This is a genomic window from Phaeodactylibacter xiamenensis (assembly GCF_965229835.1).
Classification (GTDB): Bacteria; Bacteroidota; Bacteroidia; order Chitinophagales; family Saprospiraceae; genus Phaeodactylibacter; species Phaeodactylibacter xiamenensis.
Genome location: NZ_OZ245931.1, coordinates 5,874,672 through 5,894,317 on the forward strand (window position 1 = coordinate 5,874,672; position 19,646 = coordinate 5,894,317).

17 protein-coding genes are annotated in these 19,646 nt (G+C 52.2%); 8 read left to right on the forward strand and 9 right to left on the reverse strand.

Translation table 11 applies throughout. From position 1 onward, the window contains the following. Positions 1-25 precede the first annotated feature (25 nt). Positions 26-784 (reverse strand): LytR/AlgR family response regulator transcription factor, encoded by a 759-nt coding sequence (locus ACO08I_RS22285; protein ID WP_421947155.1) that lies wholly within the window; start codon positions 782-784, stop codon positions 26-28. Between the two features lie 144 nt (positions 785-928). Here ACO08I_RS22285 and ACO08I_RS22290 point away from each other — a divergent pair, with 144 nt between their 5' ends. Together ACO08I_RS22290 and ACO08I_RS22295 are read left to right on the forward strand one after the other, a co-directional pair. Next, positions 929-2,056 carry a hybrid sensor histidine kinase/response regulator gene (locus tag ACO08I_RS22290; RefSeq protein ID WP_421947156.1) on the forward strand — a complete coding sequence of 376 codons (1,128 nt, stop codon included), beginning with the start codon at positions 929-931 and terminating at the stop codon, positions 2,054-2,056. A gap of 52 nt (positions 2,057-2,108) precedes the next feature. Next, positions 2,109-3,173, forward strand: coding sequence for an acyltransferase family protein (locus ACO08I_RS22295; protein ID WP_421947157.1), 1,065 nt, complete (start codon positions 2,109-2,111; stop codon positions 3,171-3,173). Positions 3,174-3,295: 122 nt separating this feature from the next. Here ACO08I_RS22295 and ACO08I_RS22300 read toward each other — a convergent pair whose 3' ends face one another. Next, positions 3,296-6,199: a malectin domain-containing carbohydrate-binding protein gene (locus ACO08I_RS22300; protein WP_421947158.1), complete on the reverse strand. Its 2,904-nt coding sequence runs from the start codon at positions 6,197-6,199 to the stop codon at positions 3,296-3,298. A 190-nt stretch (positions 6,200-6,389) separates the two neighbouring features. Between ACO08I_RS22300 and hemC the strand changes: the two genes are divergently transcribed. Continuing rightward, positions 6,390-7,289: a hydroxymethylbilane synthase gene (gene hemC / locus ACO08I_RS22305; RefSeq protein ID WP_282778941.1), complete on the forward strand. Its 900-nt coding sequence runs from the start codon at positions 6,390-6,392 to the stop codon at positions 7,287-7,289. Between the two features lie 49 nt (positions 7,290-7,338). Here hemC and ACO08I_RS22310 read toward each other — a convergent pair whose 3' ends face one another. From ACO08I_RS22310 to ACO08I_RS22325, 4 genes are all read right to left on the reverse strand, one after another. Then, positions 7,339-7,950, reverse strand: coding sequence for a HupE/UreJ family protein (locus ACO08I_RS22310; protein ID WP_421947159.1), 612 nt, complete (start codon positions 7,948-7,950; stop codon positions 7,339-7,341). 110 nt (positions 7,951-8,060) lie between these two features. Beyond that, entirely contained in the window at positions 8,061-9,374 is a 1,314-nt protein-coding gene (gene ahcY, locus ACO08I_RS22315) for an adenosylhomocysteinase (RefSeq protein WP_282778936.1), read from the reverse strand. Between the two features lie 149 nt (positions 9,375-9,523). Next, positions 9,524-10,099 carry a TIGR00730 family Rossman fold protein gene (locus ACO08I_RS22320; RefSeq protein WP_282778934.1) on the reverse strand — a complete coding sequence of 192 codons (576 nt, stop codon included), beginning with the start codon at positions 10,097-10,099 and terminating at the stop codon, positions 9,524-9,526. 72 nt (positions 10,100-10,171) lie between these two features. Continuing rightward, entirely contained in the window at positions 10,172-10,342 is a 171-nt protein-coding gene (locus ACO08I_RS22325; protein ID WP_282778932.1) for a hypothetical protein, read from the reverse strand. Positions 10,343-10,432: 90 nt separating this feature from the next. Between ACO08I_RS22325 and ACO08I_RS22330 the strand changes: the two genes are divergently transcribed. Then, positions 10,433-13,615: a PKD domain-containing protein gene (locus ACO08I_RS22330; RefSeq protein WP_421947160.1), complete on the forward strand. Its 3,183-nt coding sequence runs from the start codon at positions 10,433-10,435 to the stop codon at positions 13,613-13,615. A gap of 162 nt (positions 13,616-13,777) precedes the next feature. On the opposite strand, the gene ACO08I_RS22335 is transcribed toward ACO08I_RS22330, so the two are convergent. Beyond that, the gene (locus tag ACO08I_RS22335) at positions 13,778-15,220 is read right to left on the reverse strand and encodes a transglycosylase SLT domain-containing protein (RefSeq protein WP_421947161.1); all 1,443 of its coding nucleotides are present in this window, start codon (positions 15,218-15,220) and stop codon (positions 13,778-13,780) included. A gap of 46 nt (positions 15,221-15,266) precedes the next feature. After that, complete coding sequence (locus tag ACO08I_RS22340; RefSeq protein WP_345894631.1) at positions 15,267-15,629, reverse strand: methylglyoxal synthase; 363 nt, start codon at positions 15,627-15,629, stop codon at positions 15,267-15,269. 181 nt (positions 15,630-15,810) lie between these two features. Here ACO08I_RS22340 and ACO08I_RS22345 point away from each other — a divergent pair, with 181 nt between their 5' ends. The 4 genes from ACO08I_RS22345 (at position 15,811) to ACO08I_RS22360 (ending at position 18,828) form a co-directional block, all read left to right on the forward strand. Next, a complete protein-coding gene (locus tag ACO08I_RS22345; RefSeq protein ID WP_421947162.1) occupies positions 15,811-16,662 on the forward strand; it encodes a DUF2911 domain-containing protein in 852 nt (283 codons plus the stop codon). A gap of 140 nt (positions 16,663-16,802) precedes the next feature. Beyond that, on the forward strand, positions 16,803-17,039 hold the full coding sequence (locus ACO08I_RS22350; RefSeq protein ID WP_044216120.1) for a hypothetical protein: 237 nt from the start codon (positions 16,803-16,805) through the stop codon (positions 17,037-17,039). 2 nt (positions 17,040-17,041) lie between these two features. Continuing rightward, complete coding sequence (locus ACO08I_RS22355; RefSeq protein WP_421947163.1) at positions 17,042-17,344, forward strand: type II toxin-antitoxin system RelE/ParE family toxin; 303 nt, start codon at positions 17,042-17,044, stop codon at positions 17,342-17,344. Between the two features lie 194 nt (positions 17,345-17,538). Further along, positions 17,539-18,828: a serine hydrolase gene (locus tag ACO08I_RS22360; RefSeq protein ID WP_421947164.1), complete on the forward strand. Its 1,290-nt coding sequence runs from the start codon at positions 17,539-17,541 to the stop codon at positions 18,826-18,828. Here the strand turns inward: ACO08I_RS22360 and ACO08I_RS22365 are convergent. Next, positions 18,825-19,643 carry an SDR family oxidoreductase gene (locus ACO08I_RS22365; RefSeq protein ID WP_282778919.1) on the reverse strand — a complete coding sequence of 273 codons (819 nt, stop codon included), beginning with the start codon at positions 19,641-19,643 and terminating at the stop codon, positions 18,825-18,827. The genes ACO08I_RS22360 and ACO08I_RS22365 overlap by 4 nt on opposite strands. Between the last annotated feature and the right edge of the window lie 3 nt (positions 19,644-19,646).

Here is a 19,646-nt window from a genome sequence, read left to right on the forward strand (position 1 = left end):
CAGGTAACATTGCCTGGCTGTTTCGCTATGCCCCCAGCCACCGTTTAAAGTCGGAAGCCCGGTCCCGGCTGACCGTCACCTCAAAATCAGCAGCGGGCCTAAGGGTGACCAGCAGCCGGCCATTGAAAAAAGGCGCTACTTTCTGCACCGATTGGATATTGGCAATGACTTTACGGTTCAAGCGGAAAAAAGAAGCCGGCTGCAGCAATGGTTCCAGCGCATCGAGGGTGTAGTCCAGCGCGTGCCTTTTTTTGCCTTCCAGTTGCGCAAAAACGATGCCGTCTTCAGAATAAAAGTACTGGATTTCATCGGTGGCAATGTAGCTCAGCTGTTGCCCGATCTTGATGATAAACCGGGACTGATACTGAGGTTGAGACAGGCTATTGACCAGGGACTGCAAAATTTCCGGAGACAGTATATTGGGCGACTGCTGCCGGCGGTCAAATTTTTGAAGGGCTGCCGCCAGCTCTTCCTCTTCAATTGGCTTGAGCAGGTAGTCTACGCTATCCTGCTTAAAAGCCTTCAGGGTATACTGGTCATAGGCAGTAGTGAAAACCACCGGCCCCATAAAGGGCGAATGCTGGAAAATGTCAAAGCTCAGCCCATCCCCCAGCTGTATGTCGAAAAAAGCCAGATCCGGAGCAGGGTTATCCTTCAGCCATTGCAGGGTGCTTTCCACGCTGTCCAAAGTACCGCATATTTCAGTGCCCGGCCTCATCTTCAGGATCAGCTGGCTGAGCCGTTTGGCGGCGGGGTATTCGTCTTCTACGATTAGGAATCTCATAAAAAGAGCAGGTTGCTTAGTGTTGAGCAGGCAAATTTAAGCCAGACTTTGAAGATCATACGAATTTATGTAATTTGTAACAAATTTAAGCCACCTGCTTAAAGAAGGTCCTTATGCACAAAAACTTGCTTAACTAGACACCCCATGAAGGCAACCGAAGCGCAAACCGATCTTGCGCCCAAGATACTGATCGTTGACGATAGCCCCCTCAATACAAAATTGCTGAAATTCATACTCGATGAAGCCGGGTATGAAACCGTTGTCGCTTCTAACGGGGAGGACGGCATCGCGGCGCTGGAAGCCGAACAGCCCGACCTGCTGCTGCTCGATGTCATGATGCCGGACATCGACGGTTTTGAAGTCTGTCGGCGCATCAAAAAGGACCCGGCTAATGAAAATCTGCCCATTATTTTCATCACAGCTTTAGATCAGACGGAGGATATTGTCAAAGGTTTCGAACTGGGAGGAGTGGATTATGTGACCAAGCCTTTCAATAAAAAGGTACTGCTGGTCCGTATCAAAAACCATATTGATCTCCTGACGAGCCGCCGTAAGGTAGAACGGCAGGCTACCGACCTGGCTGCCGCTAACCGGCTGAAGTCACGCATGTTTTCCATCATCGGGCACGATTTACGCTCGCCTCTTGGTTCCCTTAAGCTGAGCCTCGACTTTATCAACCGGGGGCTGATTGACCCCCGGAAAGAGGATTTTAAAGACACTGTCATTAAGCTACTGCAGTCAACGGATGAGGGGCTCAACCTGCTCGAAAACCTGCTGGGCTGGGCCAAGTCGCAGAGCGATGCCCTGATCGTCACTCCCGAGGAAATAGAGTTGCGGGACGCTATCGAAAGCATTGCCCGCCTGGTGAAACTCAACCTGGATAACAAAAAGATTCAGCTTGACCTCAACATCCCGGAAGATGTGCGGGTCATGGCCGATCTGCATATGCTCAACGCCATTGTCCGCAACCTGATCTCCAACGCTACAAAATTCACGCCCACCGGTGGCGCGATCACCGTCACCGCAGAGGAAGACGGTGATGAGGTGGTCATAAAAGTGGCAGACACCGGCGTGGGCATACCACCGGAAAACCTGGACAAGATCTTCAACCCCAATGTGCAGACCACTACGGAAGGCACGAACAAGGAAGGAGGCAGCGGCTTAGGCTTGCTGCTGGTTCAGGACTTTGTTCAGAAAAACAATGGAAAAATAAGTGTTGAAAGCACCGTCGGTGAAGGCACCACTTTTGCATTTACCTTGCCCAAGGCCTGAGAAATGCTAACCGCATATCCTTAAATCCAGGAGGCACAAAACATTAAACAAAGTGAGCACAAAAAAAGACTACTCCGTAGAAACCCTTCGCGGTTTCGCAATCATTCTGGTGGTAATGGGGCATGTGATCGGTTCCGGCTCCGATGGGGGCATGAAAGTAGCCGATGATTCAGGCTGGAGGCACCTTTACTTTACGTTCGAGTACCTGAGGATGCCCTTGTTCACGGTGATTTCCGGCTGGGTATACGCACTGCGCCCGGTCTCCCTGGAAAAATACAAAGCCTTTACCACAAAAAAAGTAAGGCGGATTTTGTACCCCATGGTTTTTGTGGGCACGGCTTACTTTCTGTTACAGTACATCGTACCGGGCACCAATAAAACCGGGAACCTCGCTGAAATCTGGAAAATATACGTGTTCCCCTACACGCTCTACTGGTATTTGCCCTCGCTTTTCTGGGTATTTCTGGCGGTAGGCCTGCTGGATGCGTTTAAGCAGTTGGGCAAGTTTGGGCATTGGGCAATCTGGACAGCAGTAGCCTTTGCTTTGCTGTTGGTAAGGGATATGGTGATCCCGGAAGCGTCCCCCAATTATCTGAGCTATAAAGGCGGGATATACCTGTTCCCTTTCTTCATGATTGGGGTAGGCATACAGCGTTTTAAGGGGTTCTTTGGCAATGTATGGCTCAACCGCGCGTTGGCCGTAGTCTTTATCGCTGGGCTGGCCATTCAGCAATTGGGATGGTTCGACATCATTCAGTACAACCTGGATAAGAAAAGCGGTATGGGACTGCTGATCGGTGTGACGGGCACGATACTGTTTTTCCGCCTCAGGTGGAAGATAGATTGGCTGATCTACTTTGGCAGCTTTGCCTACTCCATCTACTTATTCCACTCCTTTGGCACGGCTGCCGGGCGTATTGTATTGAAGAGTATGGGCATCTCTCAGGACATCCCTATCTTTTTGTTTTCTCTGGCAGTAGGTATGTTTGCGCCGATCCTGGCTGAAAAAATTCTGGACCGCTGGGGCTGGACCCGTATGCTCTTCCTGGGGCGCAGCTATGCTCCTCCTAAGAAAGTGGACGCCACTCCAAAACCGATGACCCGGAGGGTGGTGTAGATTTCGATTTTCCGGAAACACAGGGGTAGCTTCAGGTAAGGCCTGCCAAAAGAATGAGCGATATGGAGGCTTTCCATATCGCTCTTGTATTTAAGGGGAATCTTTCTTTTACTACTTTACTACTACTGCAAAATCAAAGCCTGTGGTGCAGATGCCCAGCCTTCGTCAGATACGGCACGCAGGGAGTAGAAGCCTGCTGGCAGGTTGCCCCGGTCAAGGGTAATCGTGATTTTATGCCGGCCACCTTCTGTTTTGGTGTGGGCAATGCTGTATACCCGGCCCTGCACATCGATCAGCTCGATGGCGTAGTTTCCTTCCGCCGGGCTGTCCACGTTAACGGCGAGCCATCCTGCTGCCGGGTTAGGATAAGCCTGAACGCCTGCAGTGGCAGAAGCAGGGACCGCAAAGTTGCTGCGGGGCGTAGAAGCCGTGCGCTCCCGATCCTGCTGAGCAACGGCTTCGTCCCGGCCAGCTTCGATCAGCGCATTGCCATTGCAGTCGATGATGATGGCAAAAAGTTCGCCTTCTGCTGCTGTGTTGCGGGCATCAATTGCAAATAGGGTAATCAGGTGCGCCTCTCCGGCATGCTCAGGTGCCGGCGCAAAATCGATCACCACTGAATCCGCATGATAGGTAGCCGTTGCGTAGGAAGGCAGCCCGGAAACCAGGTACTTGACAGACTCCGCGTCCGGGTCAGTTGCCTGAATGCTCAGCTGTTGCCCAAGCCCTGTGCAGATATCGAGATTGCTAAGTGGTGGGAGAACCGGAGCCTGATTGCCACCGGAAAGATAAACGATCTCTATCCCGTTGATCTTAGGCTTGTTTTGAATACCGATGAACTCAAGGTCAATCGTTTCACCTTGTAAGATAGAAACAGTGAAGGTTTTCTTTAAGGCAGCGAGCCCAGCTTCAGCGTAAATACTGAAATTATCGAGTGCCAGGTTGCCGTTCAAAAGCATATCGAAGACAATGGGGCCTTCATCATTAATGTCGTGCGAGCGTTCTGCGAAGAACAGGTTTACCTCGTAGGTGCCCTCGTCCACCGGCATAGACCAGTACATTTGATCGCCTGAGAAGCCTTGTGTGGCAAACGGGCCAAACAGGTTATCCGGTGCACCGGTGGTATTGGTGCCAGACCAGCCGTGGCTGCCTGTACGGTGGGTGGTGGTAATCTCAAATGGCGTGATTTGATGATACCCGTCTTCCCAGGTTAAATCGAAGTCTATAAGTTCAGGCCCACCACAGTTCACCCGAATAACCGGAGTGCCGGTAGCGATTTGCTTGTGGAAAACGTGAATATCTACCTCCACAGAATCTACGCCGCCAAATTGGTCATCCGCTATGATTTTGATCGTGTGGATACTCCCTGCGTGCCGGTAGCGCACATCGGTTGCCAGATAATGCTGGCCGTTATGCTCGTCAAGGACCATAAATGCCGGAATGTTGAGGACCGAAACGATAATCTCATCGCCCTCCGCATCGGTAATGGGCACGTCAATCCGGTCCTGAGTTAATGTGAGCAACTGAATATTGCCACTGAAGTCAATCCGGGGCGCGGTGTTGTTGGGGTTGCGTACGATATACTCAAACGCGAGGCGGGTTTTATCGCCATGTGAGTTATCAGAAAGCACCACCTTGATAGGGTAAACGCCTTTGTCGGCCGGTGTAGGGTTGGAAAGCAGGCGGGTGCTGCCATTGACTAATACCTGTACCTGTATGAACGCAGGGAGTCCGGAAAGGTCGTACTGAATACCATCGCCATCTGCGGTGTAAGCGTTTAGCTCAAGTGTATCGGCTTTATTCCAGTCTGCCATATACTCTTCAGGGAGGTCCAGCTTAGGCAGGTAATTCATCGTGAAGGAAAGGCCAGGCTGAGGGCCCATGTTTTGATACGGAGCCGGGAACTGAGGGTAGGGGACAGACAAGTTCGGGTTGCTAATGACCGTAAATGGCGCCTGAGTCGTGCCTGTCTCCGTGGAATTGGCAGAGGCTCCGGAATTGTTCCTGTAGAACACGGTGGAGGCACCGCCGTACCATTGGTTGTCTGTGAGCTCGATAGAGTTGATCTCGTTAAGGTTACGGATCACATAATCGAGCTGCATATTGTAGAAATAGTTGCCTTCAAGAAGGATGGGTGCTTCTTCAGTGGAGATTGTCCGGTTGTCAATGTAGCCACCTTCGCTGTCCGCGCAGTAGTTGTTGGTGATCTCAATGTCACCGGAACCCAGGGCAATGAAGCTGTGCTCATAGGCTCCAATCATTACGTTATTGTAAAAGCGCCCTACGCTGTTGTCCCCGATCTGCAGGCTTTTGCCATGGTATTTTTTGTGGTCTACACCAGCATTCCAGATGAAGTTGTTGTAAACCGCCACATCCTCTACGGCATTAGCGATCTGAATACCTTCCCGGCCAGTGTTCTGTGTGATATTGTTGAATATCCGAAGGTGCTTAAACTCCATGCCTGGCGATTTGGTCTCGCCGATATACATCCCCTCTGTGACATTTTTTATAAGGTTATCATGGATCACCAGGTGCTCAAAAACGGGGATTGGGTAGGGAGGATTGCCGCCAAAGTCCTTTTTTGCCATGATGCCAAAGAAGCCATCGTGGTCAATTTCCACAAATTCGATCTCACAATTGGAAGACAGTCCCGAAAATGCAACACCGCAGTTGGAGGCGATCAGCTTGAAACCATAGTGGTCTGTAGCAGTACCCCGTCCGCTAAGCTTAATATGCTTGCAGTCCCGGAAATCAATAGCGCTGCCGTAAGTCGTGTTGATTTGCACCTGCCCGCCGTTGTTGATGACAACAATGGGATGCTCAAAGCTGCCTTCAATATCCTTAAAGATCAGCGCTTTCGTACGGTCGCTTGCAATAAAGATGGTGTCGCCGGGGCTGGGAGGCGTATCAAATGAGCCCGGTGTGTAGTAAACAGGGGCTTCTGCATCAATATAACAATTGCTCTGTTGTCCCAAAATGGGAACAGAAAATGTAATTATGCCTAAGAGTATGAGTACTTTGTGCATAGCTTATTCGGGTCATTCTGTATTGTAAAAGTACCCGGAAGCCCAAATGGAAAGTGAAAGGACTGCAAGTATTTGTGACAGAGAAGGCGTAAATAGTGGAAGGCTGAGCTTGTGAAACGCCAGCCGGTGGGCAGGAAGGGTGAAAATGCTTACCTTTGGGGCTTTCAAAAAGCAGAAAACACAAGACACCTTGAGCGATAAGATACGAATAGGCACCCGGGGCAGTAAGCTGGCCCTTTGGCAGGCCCACCATACACAAGACCGCCTCTCAGAAGCAGGCATTGAATCTGAGCTGATCATCATAAAGACGCAGGGCGACCGCATTCAGCACCTGAGCTTTGATAAAATGGAGGGCAAAGGCTTCTTCACCAAGGAGATTGAGGACGCGCTGTTGCGCAATGAAATTGACGTGGCAGTACACTCCATGAAGGACCTCCCGACCAACTCGCCGGAAGGCCTCTGCATCACAGCCGTTTCTTACCGGGAAAACCCGGCAGACTGGCTGGTCATCCGCAAGGAAAAGCTGGATAAAGCTCAGGACTTATGGCTGCCGGAGAAAGCAGTGGTCGGTACTTCCTCTGCCCGGCGCAAGGCGCAGATTTTGGATTTCCGGCCCGATGTGGAGATCAAAGACATCCGCGGTAACGTTCCCACCCGGCTCAACAAGCTGCGGGAAGGGCAGTTTGACGCCATTCTACTGGCTGCTGCCGGCATGACCCGCCTTAAAATTGAAGCAGAAGACCTGGAAATCCTGAAGTTCAACCCTAAGGAATTCATTCCAGCGCCTGCACAGGGCGTACTGGCCTGGCAAACCCGGGAGGAGGATAAGCCCACCCGCCGCCTGCTCAAACACATACACGAAAAGGAAACTGCTGAGCTGACCAATATTGAGCGTAAGATTTTAAATCTGCTCGACGGGGGCTGTCAGATGCCACTGGGGGCCTATTGTGAGAAGGACCCGGCCGGGAACTACCATGTATGGGCAGCGCTCGCTGATGCGTGGAATGCACCCCTGAGGCGGGTGCAGCTTTCCCAGAGCACCAAACACCAGTTGGCGGAGCGGGTAGTGGAGGCTCTGCACAAGTCTTAGGCTATGTTTGGAACGGTTTTGGAATAAGCGTAAGGGGCCGATCTTAGTCTTAAAGCACCGCGCCCACCCGCTCCAGCGCCATGACCAGCGCCAAACCAAAGGCGCCTCCGGAAATGAAGAGGTTCCACTCCCGTTGCCGGACCCGCATGAGTTGCAGGGCTACAGCGGAAAGCATCAGTACCACCGCCACAATCGCCAGCTGGCCCAGTTCAACGCCTATATTAAAAGCCAGTAGCTGGGTCACGAGCTGATCTTCCTGCCCGGGCATCAGGCTGGACCGCAAAAAATTGGAAAAGCCCATGCCGTGGATGAGCCCAAAGAGGGCGGCAAAACCGTAATTCACTTTCATAGTCCGGTCCCACACCCGGTTGCTGCCGGCTTTGCGGTGGGCAACAACGTTGTAGATGGCCGTCAGCGCGATGGTTACCGGAATCAGGAATTCTATCCAGGCGGCATTGACCGGTATAACCCCCAGTACCGCAAGGGCCAGGGTGATGGCATGCCCAATGGTGAATGCCGTAGCCAGCAGGGCCACACTTTTCCATTCCCGGAGCTGGTAAATGGCACAAAGGGCTACGATAAACAGGATGTGGTCATAGCCTTCAAGGTCAGAAATATGGCTAAAACCCAGTTGGAGATAAGTCTGAAAAACGGATTGCATAGGTTAGTGTGGTTAGTCCGGGGCAAAAATAAAGCGCCGCTCCGGGTTATTCCCCGAAACGGCGCGCTTTATGATATTAACTTTGGGTAAAGCCCCTTGGCGATATCGGTTTAGTAGCGGTAGTATTCCGGCTTGTATGGGCCTTCCACTTGCACGCCAATATACTCTGCCTGGTCTTCGCGCAGGGTTTCCAGCTCCGCACCAATTTTTTCCAGGTGCAGGCGGGCTACCTCCTCGTCGAGGTGCTTAGGCAGGGTGTACACTTCGTTTCCGTACTGATCGCCGTTGGTCCACAGCTCGATTTGGGCCAGTACCTGATTGGTGAAGGAGTTGGACATCACGAATGAAGGGTGGCCGGTAGCGCAGCCCAGGTTGACCAGGCGGCCTTCTGCCAGCAGGATGATATCCTTACCGTCGATGGTGTACTTGTCTACTTGTGGCTTGATCTCGGTCTTGGTGTGGCCGTGCTCGCGGTTGAGGTAGGCAACATCAATCTCGTTATCAAAGTGGCCGATATTACAAACGATGGCCTTGTCCTTCATCATCTTGAAGTGCTTCTCGCTGATGATGTCTTTGTTGCCTGTTGCCGTCACAATGATATCGGCACGCGGAATGGCATTCTCCATGCGCTTCACTTCGAAGCCGTCCATAGCCGCCTGCAGGGCACAGATCGGGTCGATTTCGCTAACGATCACCCGGCAGCCAGCGCCACGGAGAGAGGCGGCGGTACCTTTGCCCACATCACCGTAACCGGCAACAGCAGCTACTTTGCCCGCCATCATCACGTCGGTGGCACGGCGGATCGCATCCACTGCAGATTCCTTACAGCCGTACTTGTTGTCAAACTTGGACTTCGTTACGGAGTCGTTGACATTGATCGCCGGCATAGGCAGGGTACCTTTGCGCATACGCTCATACAGGCGGTGTACGCCGGTAGTGGTTTCTTCGCTCAGGCCCTGAACGCCTTGAATCAACTCAGGATGCTTGTCCAGAACGGTGTTGGTCAGGTCGCCACCATCGTCGAGGATCATATTCAGGGGCTGCCCGTCTTCAAATGCAAACAGTGTCTGCTCAATGCACCACCAGAACTCTTCATCCGTTTGGCCTTTCCAGGCGTATACCGGAATGCCGGCAGCCGCAATAGCAGCAGCAGCGTGGTCTTGAGTGGAGAAAATATTGCAGGAAGACCAGGTGACATCTGCACCCAGCTCGACCAATGTTTCGATTAGCACGGCCGTCTGAATCGTCATGTGAAGGCAGCCCGCAATACGAGCGCCTTTGAGTGGCTTGGATTCGCCGTACTTTTCGCGCAGGGCGATCAGGCCCGGCATTTCTGCTTCCGCCAGTTCAATCTCCTTACGGCCCCAGTCCGCCAGGTTGATATCCTTAACTTTGTATTTCAGCTTTTGATCTACTGATTGCATTAAAGAATTGGTTTTTAAAGTGAAAATAAATGCACGCAGGGAAGTAACTTCCGCTGCTATTTTGCCGCAAAAATACAGTATTTCCCGGCCTTATTCAATTTTGAGCGTCAGGCATTTGTAGAAACTGATGCTTTACCGGGCCCCGGGTACTAAAGCTTTATCCATTTGCCTTCTTTGGGCGGGGCTTCGTATTGCTCGAGTTTTTCAAACAACTCCGGCAGGCTCGAGGCCGTCATAGTCAGCTTCCGGTGCACCGGTTTTAGAAAGCCCTCTGCCTCCATGTGGTCCAGTTGCTTCAGGAGCAAATCGAAGTAGCCATTGACATTGAGGAAACAAACCGGGTGCTGCCCCTGTCCGACCTGCGCGAGGGTGAGCATTTCAAATACCTCATCCATGGTGCCGTAGCCGCCTGGCAAGACGATGACCGCATCTGACAATTGTGCCATTTTGATCTTACGCTCGTGCATGCTGTCAACAACGTACAAATGGCTGAGCCCCTCATGGCAGACTTCTGCTTTGCGCAAAAAGAAGGGGATAACGCCAATGACCTCACCGCCGGCCTGCAAAGCACCTTCTGCAACTTCGCCCATAAGGCCAACTTTGCCCGCACCGTAAATCAGGCGGATGTCGCGCTGTGCCAGCTGTTGCCCCACCTCCCGGGCGGTCTCTGCGTAAAGCGGGTGGTTGCCTGTGTTTGCACCGCAAAAAACGAGTGCTGATTTCATACCTGGATTTTTATGAGAAAATAGATTGGTAAACCCAATACCCAAAAAACGCGATGAGTATTAAAAAGTTGGTCACCGGAACAATTGCTTAACGGTGTAGCCAAAGCCTTTCTCCAGGTTGGCAATAAGGAGCAAGTCGTTGATCAGGTGGCGGATGGTGATCCTTTCCGGTGCGGGCTGAGGCATAGGGGCAATTTTGGAATCAAAATAAGGCTTTTGACCGAATTGCCGTAATCTTGCCATATCCTGCTATTTTTAAGCGCCATGTTAGGTTTTTTGCACCTAAACCAGCTATTTACCGTTGGATTATTGCCACCAAGATTGACCCGACTTATGAAACAACTGCTCGTACTATACTCAGTTCTTGCACTGACTATTTATTCTCTCGCAGCCCAAACCAGTACCGGTACCACGTTCTGGCTGGCTTACATGGAGAACCTTGACCTGATCTTCAACGATGACCCTGTCTTCGCCGTCGTTTTGCATGCAGATCAGGACGCTACCGGCGAAATACAAATTCCGGCAACGGGCTTTTCCATCCCTTTTTCAGTTAGCGCGGGAGGAACCGAAGAAGTGGAACTGCCGCCTGCCCTCTACTACATTCAGGGCTCGGATATCACGGGCAATACCGGTATTCGTATTGTCTCAGATGTGCCAGTACGGGCTACGGGCGTACACTACCGGGCCTACTTTTCAGAAGCCACGCACCTGCTGCCGGAACCGGAATTGGGCACCGAGTATTTTCCCATCTGTTATGCCGATGATGTAGGCAATGATCCCTCCTCATTTGTGGTGCTCAGCACTGAAGATGGAACGGAGGTCGAAATTATCCCCGCTGTCCTAACCCTGGGGCTCCGCCCACCCGGTGTGCCCTTCACGATTACGCTCAATGCCGGGCAGATCTATCAGGTGCAGGCGGTGGGAGACCTGACTGGTAGCAGAGTGCAAAGTGTCTCTGGTCAGCCAATAGCGGTCTTTTCCGGTGCCAAACAGGCAGACATCATTGATTGCGGGCAACCGGCTGACAGCCACGTGTATGATCAGGCTGTACCGGTAGACAAATGGGGGACGCTGTACTATCATACTCCGTTTCAAAACCAGGGCGTACAAGTCATCCGGGTCCTTGCTTCCGAAGATAATACAGAGGTGTTTGTGGACTGCAATCAGGTAGCTATGCTCAATCAGGGCGAGTACTACACAGTTTATGATGAATCCTATCTGAGCGGGCGGGTCATTTCTGCCAGCCGCCCGATAGCTGTAGCCCAATTTAATACGAACGGAGGCTGTTCATCACCGGGGTCGGGGCTGGGCGACCCTAATATGCTCTGGCTTTGGCCCGCTGATTACAAAACCCGTGAAGTCCGCTTTAAGAGCCTGGACCGGTTTAATGACTTAATCGGTGATGTACCCTTCACTCAGCATAGCGTGAATATTGTGGCCAATGCGGACGAGGTGGATAATATTCTGCTGGATGGCGCTCCACTGCCTGCTGGGGTGTGGATGGGCTATCTTGGCGACCCCAACAAGGTTTACCGCAAAATTAGTTTAGGCCCGGGGGAACATACACTTAGTAGTCCTGAGCTTTTTCAGGCCTATGTGTATGGCAGAGGTTTTGCCGATGCCTATACCTACTTTGCCGGGTACACCGAGGTGGAGGAAGAGGAATATGCTTGTCTGGAGATTCAGGTGGACGGGGTATTCTGTGTAGACTCTACCTTACAGTGGAGTTATCAAACCAGCCTGAATGTCACTGAGGTCAACTGGGATTTTGGAGACGGGCAAATCTCAGCTGAGAATAACCCTGCTATGAGTTACGGAGATATTGGCAATTCTACGGTTGTGCTCACACTGACAACCAGCACCGGCACTTTCACGGATACGCTGGAGGTGGCCATTCAGCTTTGTGAAGAGGACCCCTGTCCGGATGATCTCAGCCTAAGCATACAGGCTCCTGTTGAGATTTGTGCCAACAGCCCGACGCAGTTGGGTATCGATTTTGAAGGGCAGGCGGTGAGTGCAACCTGGAATTTAGGCGGGATCGGGCAGACCAGCGGGCTGAATCCGCAAGTGAACTTCAATGAATCCGGAACGTACACCATCACAGTCACCGTGCGGGACGAGCTCAATTGCGAATATACGGCTACCGCTACACTCGAGGTGCTCGATTGCGGTGGCTGCGGGCCTGAGCTGGTTGATTTGGAATTTGAAGGCTTTGCCTGTGTGGATTCCGTCCTGGTCTTTCCACTCACAGAATTCTTAATCAATGACCCACCCCTGGAGATCACCTGGACGGTAGACGGGCAGACCTTTGAAAACCTAAGTGCATTGGAGTACGCCTTTCCGGCTCCCGGTAACTATACGGTAACCTTTCAAGCTATCAGCCTGCAGGGCTGCTCTTACATCGGGCAAAATGAGGTGCAGATTCAAGATTGCAGTGATAACCCCTGCATTGGGCAGCCTCCCGTTGCCATTATTGCGCCGGACCAGTACTGTTTGCAGCAGCCACTGACCTTCACGGCTCAGACTTCTGCTGATTTGGTCACTTACTCCTGGAGTGCGAACAACGGCGCGACAAGTGAGCAACCCGCCTTCACCGTGACTTTTGATGAAGCAGGCGTAGGCACAATTTTCCTGGAAGCAACAGATGTGAATGGCTGCATCTACTCCACTGCCATTGAGGATGACCTGGTGGATTGTGGAGATGATCCCTGCGAGGGGCTCCCGGAATTGCAATTGAATGTGACCGGTCCGCTATGCCTGGATTCCACCCTGATGTTTAGTGCCAGTGGCGCCAATTTGGTCACCTACGACTGGGCTTTTTCCAATCTGACCTCCAGCACAGCAGCTAGTCCGGAAAACGTCTTTCAGGAAACCGGGCTGTTCACGGCGGCACTAACTGCCGTGGATGCCAATGGCTGTACCCGAACCGGGAGCCTCTCTTTTGAAATCGAAATATGCGAAGAGGTTGACCCCTGCCTGGATAATCCGGAACTCGTCATTGAAGGAGACAGCGTGGTTTGTCTGGGGGATGCCGCAGCCTTTTCTGCTTCCGGACCGGACAGTATCGTCATTTACGACTGGAATCTGGATGTGGGTGGAAGCGCTGATGAGCCCATGCCCTCGGCGACCTTCGAAGAGAATGGTATTTATAGTGTGGTGCTGCTGGCTGTGGATGAAGCAGGCTGCACGTACAGCGACAACTTCAGCTTTGAGGTGCGCTTTTGTGAGCCGGATGGTGGTTGTGCCTATGCCTTGCCCAATGCCTTCTCACCAAATGGAGACGGCACCAACGATACCTTTGAGCTGCTCCGCAATTGCCCGGTTGCCAGCTTTGAACTCCGGGTATTCAACCGCTGGGGCGGTATTGTTTTCGAAACGGACGACCCGGAAACAGGCTGGGATGGCCGCTTCAACGGGCAGGATGCACCTATGGAAGTGTACTTCTACCAGTGTTTTGTGGAAACGCCCAATGGTGAAGTGGTAGAGCTCAACGGTGATGTGACTTTGTTGCGTTAGTGCTCTGTCAATATCAAATTAACGGGTAATCTGTGGCGCCTTTTTGTCCAGCTCTGCGTCGCCTCCTCGCCTTGATAGCTTTGGCTATCAGGCTCCGGGGGCTTCTTGGTCTGAACAAAAATTCGCAGACACCTTATCCGTCATTTAATCATTGACAGAGCACTAGGATTCTTCCGGGATCAGCTGCTGATAGTGCTCAAAACGCTCGAAAATCTGATCGACATAGGTGACCGGCTCAATGCCCCGGACGTAGCCATAGTCCACCACCGGGTCATTGTAATACTTGGGATAGGACAGGCGCTTGACAAACACCTCGACCTGTTCATCCCAGACGCCTGGGTCTTTGCCGTACTTCTCCGCCAAATCCTGAGCGTCCACGACATGCTGATAGCCACAATTATAGGAGGCCAGGGCGAACTTCACCCGCTGTACGCTGTCAGGTATGCTCTTCCAGCGGTTGTAGAGTTCCTCAAGGTAGGCCGTACCCGCCTCAAGGTTATCCTCAGGGTTCGTTCTGTCTGAGACGCCCAGCTCCCGCGCAGTGGCAGGCATCAGTTGCATCAATCCTTTGGCTTTGGCCCAGGAGGTAGCCGATGGGTTAAACTGGGATTCCTGATAAATCAGGGCGCTTAGAAAGCGCCAGTCCCAGTTCAGGGAGTCTGAAAACTGTTTAACAACGCTGTCGTACCGGCTGATTTTTCCGCCCGCTTCGCTAAAGAACTCGCTTTCAATGCGGGCTCGGAAGGCCCGCTTGTTCTCAAAGTACTTATTGTAAATGACGTAGTAATCGGTCTTCTGCCGCATTTCTTCAACCCAGGTATTGAGGGTCTGTAGTAAGTTGGGCGCATTTTTGCGCACCGCCCAGGCGGCACGTTGCGAGAAGCTGATCGGCGTGGAAACATCCAGAATAGGATAGTAGGCACTGTTGATCTCCGCAATATTGTCATCGGCAACGGTGTAATCCAACTCGCCTTCCACGACTTTCTTGATGATCCTGCCCGTAGATAAATCCCCGGATACGGTATCGATATAGATATCACCGCCAATCTCCTGCTCCAGGTTTTTCAGCCGGTCGTGGTAAGCAGAGGCCAGCCGGACGGAAACCGTATCTTCAATCAGTTCGATAGGGTCAGAAACCAGCGTCCGTTCGATTTCGTGGAGTTTCCAGTTACGCCAGTCCTCGGGTTTGCGTTGTACCAGCACTTGTTTGGTGAGGTAAAGGTATCTGGTGAAGTCAATGTACTGCTTTCGGGGTTTGGTGATGGTTAGCCCGTGAGCAATGAGGTCCCCTTCCCCCCGGTTGAGCATATTGATGAGCTCGTCCAGGTCGTGGGCGGGCACGATTTCCAGGCGTACGCCCAAGTGGTCAGCCAGTCTGGTCAGCAGCTCGTATTCAAAACCCATCGGCTGCCCCCGGTAGAGGAAATAGCTGGTTTCGCTGTAGACCGTAATAGCTCTAAGTACGCCAGACTCCTGTATGTTTTCCAGGTCCCGGTCTACCATCGGAAATGCAGCGTCGGGGTTCACTGCCTGCACTTGCTCTTCGGGTGAGCAGGCAGCGAAAAGTAAAGAGGATAATAGTGTCGCAAATATAAGTCTTTGCATGCCAGGGTTTTGTGTTAAAACGGGCTGGGCGCTGCAAAGGTTTAAATTACAAGGTCTGCACAAAGCGCATCGCGGCTGCATGATTGGTCGCCAGCGGAATATTGTGGACATCACAAAGGCGCATCAGCATACTGACATCCACCTCATGCGGGTGCTTACCAAGGGGGTCCCGGAAAAAGATGACCATATCCACGTTGCCTTCCACCAGGCGGCTGGCAATTTGTGCATCACCGCCCATGGGGCCGCTTTCCATACGCATCACTTCCAGCCCGGCGCGTTCGAGGTGAGAGCCGGTGGTGCCGGTAGCGATGAGGTCGATGCTCTTTTGTTTGAACAGCGGGGCGTGGTCTTTGATGAAGGCGACCATTTCAGCTTTTTTGCCGTCATGGGCTATAATGGCGATCGTCATGCTCATGTGCGAAAAGTGTACATTGAAATTCAGCGGGCAGGTAGTAAGCCGTTCTGAATCGTTTAAAGTGAATGTGTCTCCGGGAGAACAACTAAGTTGTATCCGCGTTGTTCTCTGGTTGTTGTGAAAGTCGTACTTTCGTGCACGAATTTTGACAATTCTAAACATAAAACCAAGTAAAATGAAGAAACTGTTAAGCTCACTTTTCGCTTTGGCACTCGTTGCCCTGATGGTGCCGCAGGCAAATGCACAAATCCAAACCCCTGCTCCCAGCCCTTCGGCAGAAATCGAGCAAATGGTTGGATTGACGGATATTCAGATCAACTATTCCCGTCCGGGTGTGAAGGGGCGTACTGTTTTCGGGGGAGACGGCCTGGTACCTTACGGCAAAGTCTGGCGCTTCGGTGCAAACGCAGCGACTAAATTTGCTTTTGATAAGGACGTGGTAGTCGGTGGCCAGGAAATGGAAGCGGGCGAATACGCAGTACTCTGCAAGCCAATGGCTAAGGAGTGGATGCTGATGTTTTATCCATACGAGTCTGGAAGCTGGGGCAGCTATGTAGACAAAGACCCTGCTGCAACAGTCTCTGTGAAGCCGGAGAAAAGCCCGGTAATGGTCGAGCAAATGCGTTTCACAGTGGACAATATCACGATGACCGGTGCAGATATCGTTTTCGCATGGGACAAAACCATGGTCAAAATCCCTGTGGAAGTGCACACGGAGAAGCAGGTACAGGCTTCAATTGATGGCGTGATGGCAGGCCCTACGCCTAACGATTACTACGCTGCGGCTTCTTACTACCACGATATGGGCAAAGACCTGGACAAAGCGCTGGAGTGGATCACCATCGCTACTGATGTAGACAGCCCGCGTTTCTGGCAGGTACGCCGCAAGGCACTCATCCTGGCGGATATGGGTAAGAAAGCAGATGCGATCGAAGCTGCTAAAATGTCGATGAAGCTGGCTGAACAGGCAGGTAACGACGACTACGTGCGCATGAACAAAGCGTCTATCGAAGAGTGGAGCAAGTAATTTTGTCTCCTTTTTAAGCTTAAGCGGGGCGGTTTTCCATTGGGGAGAGCCGCCCCGCTTTTGTATATTGAGGCTAAGTGGCTACGTGAACGGATTAACTCATAAATCCGTTATCTTTGATAATTGAAAAATGGCTTAGAATGAATTTACAGGCAGAAAAATTACAGCTTATCGAATGGTTGGCACGACTACAAGACGCTGAGGTCGTACAGCACTTACTTCGGGTAAAAGAAGACAATGAAGCAAGTGCTTATGAAGCTGCGCTCAAGCCAATGACAAAAAAAGAACTGGTAGCACGAGCAGAGGAGTCTAATCAAGCTATTGCAAAGGGGGAGCATGTCGACATAGATGATGCGCTTGCGGAGTTGGGAGACTGATTATGAAAGTAAGGATCACAAAGCCAGCTCAGCGCCGGCTTAGCCAAATTGACGATTACTACAAAAAGAAAGGCAACCGGTCTCACTTCGCAAAGCTGAAGCAGGAAATTAGCCGGAAGTCTGCTTTGTTAAGCCAAAATCCTGAGCTTGGTCAGGAAGAAGATTACCTGAAGGAATTGGGGCAGGGACATCGATACATTATTGTGGCAAAGCTTTACAAATTAATTTACCTGGTTTCAGCACCTTTCATTTTTATTACGGACATCTTTGATACGCGCCAGAATCCAGATGATATACGGCCCTGACCCTTGTCTCACTGAGCTGCCAGCCAGGCACAAAACACCTTGTTTGGTATTTCCTATGCGTATCTGCTACGCAAGAGACACAAAGACTAAAGATAGGATGCAGGAGTATCAGGCCAGAATTCACAATCTCACATCCGGGCCTTTCATATTTAAACCCTGACCATACCCAAGCGTCTAAGCCATAAAAAAAGCCTATGCGCCTGATTTACACCCTTTTCCTGCTCAGCTTGCTAAATGCAGCTTTTGCTCAATCGCTCTATTTCCCACCTGCTGAGGGCGATGACTGGGCAACCCTCCAACCCGATAGCCTCAACTGGTGCCCGGAGAAAGTCGACAGCCTGCTGGCCTTCGTGGAAAGCCGGGATACGAAAGCCTTCATCATCCTCAAGGACGGAAAAATCGTGCTGGAACGGTATTTTGGTACTTTTCAGCAGGACTCTATATGGTATTGGGCCTCTGCCGGCAAAAGCCTGATGGCAGCCGTCATAGGACTGGCTCAGGAAGATGGCTATCTGGACATCAATGACCCGGTTTCGGACTATATGGGAGCAGGCTGGACGGAATGCCCGCCGGAGAAGGAAGCCCTTATCACCATCCGCAACCAAATCACGATGACGACCGGGCTGGACGATGCCGTGGAGGATGACGCCACCAACAGCTGCTTCGAGCCTGCCTGCTTTCAGTATCTGGTGGATGCAGGCACGCGCTGGGCCTACCACAACTCCCCCTACCGCTATACCCAGGAACTGGTAGAAGCCGCCACCGGAGTGAACCTCACCCTGTATACCCGCCTGCGTCTGGGCAATGCGATCGGTATGAAGGGGGGCTGGTTTGGCAATGTCTACTACAGCAAGGCGCGGGATATGGCGCGCTTTGGCTTGTTGATGTTGGCAGAGGGGCAATGGGGCGGCACACCGGTCATGATTGATACGGCCTATTTCAACGCCATGATTACCCCTTCTCAGGACCTTAACCAAAGCTACGGGTACCTGTGGTGGCTAAACGGGCAGCCTTCATTTATGCTGCCGGCTACTCAACTGGTGCTGAATGGTCCAATGGTACCCGAAGCACCAGCCGACATGTACGCCGCATTGGGCAAAAACGACCAGAAAATCTATGTTATCCCCAGTGAAAGGCTGGTCGTCGTGCGGCAGGGCAATAACGCAGGCCCGGTAGTTGCCGCGGCTTCCTCCTTCGACAATCAGCTTTGGGCCCGGTTGTCGGAAATGGAGTGCCTGACTGCTGCCGCTGAAGTTGAGCCCCGGCCCGACTGGACCATTGCTCCCAACCCAACGACGGATGAAATTAGGGTGATGGGCAAAGCGGATATTGCTCATTTAGAGCTATTGAACAGCAGTGGGGTAGTGGTCCGCAACGTAGCGGATCAGCGCATGGACGTAGCCGGTCTTGTGCCCGGCATCTACTTCCTCCGGATATGGACAACGAAAGGGTTGTCAGGTACGGAGCGAATTGTCATCCACTAAAACTTCATCGGGTCCGGGTGCCGGAAAGTGTACGCCAACAGCGCTTTAGCCTGCTCATTGCTGATGATTTTGTACGCCAGCTCCTTATTCCCTTTGAAGGTGGGCGGCTCCAGCCCTTCTTTTTCCGCCTGAGCGGTGTAAAAGGCGGCTCTTGTTGGATGCCCGTCGGCCACTACGTTGAGGGTGTGCCCAAAGGCTTCCTGCTTAATCAGCGACTGTATGAGCCCAATGCAGTCGTCCAGGTGCACCAGGTTGACGGGAGCTTCTCCGTTGGGGATGTCTTTTTTGCCTGCCAGGAAACGGCCGGGCTTGCGGCTGCCGCCCACCAACCCGGCCATGCGTAAAACGGTAGACCGGGGCGCGCGCAGCAATTGTAAATACCGTTCGATCACCACCAGGGCCCGGCCCGAGGCGGTGGAAGGGTTCAGGGCGGCGCTTTCGTCCAGGGTGGTATTGTCATTGCCATACACGCCCGTGGAACTGACAAAAACCAGCTCGGGCACTTCCATCCGCATCGCCATTTCCACAATAGCTTTGACCTTGCGGGGGTACGTTTCTTCCACATCAGGGTCGCGCCGCCCACCGGGCGGGATATTCACAAAAAGCAGATCGGTTTGGAAGAAGTCGCGCAGGTTGTCGCCTTCCAGTTGGTCGCCGGCTTTGATCAGAAAGGGGGAAATGCCAGCTTCGGTGAGCGTGAGTAGCTTGTCAGGCGTGGTGGTGGAGCCTTTTACGGTGTAGCCCGCCTGCGCCAGGGTTTGAGCGAGCGGAAGCCCCAGCCAGCCGCAGCCTAGTATGGATATCGTTTGAATCAAAGT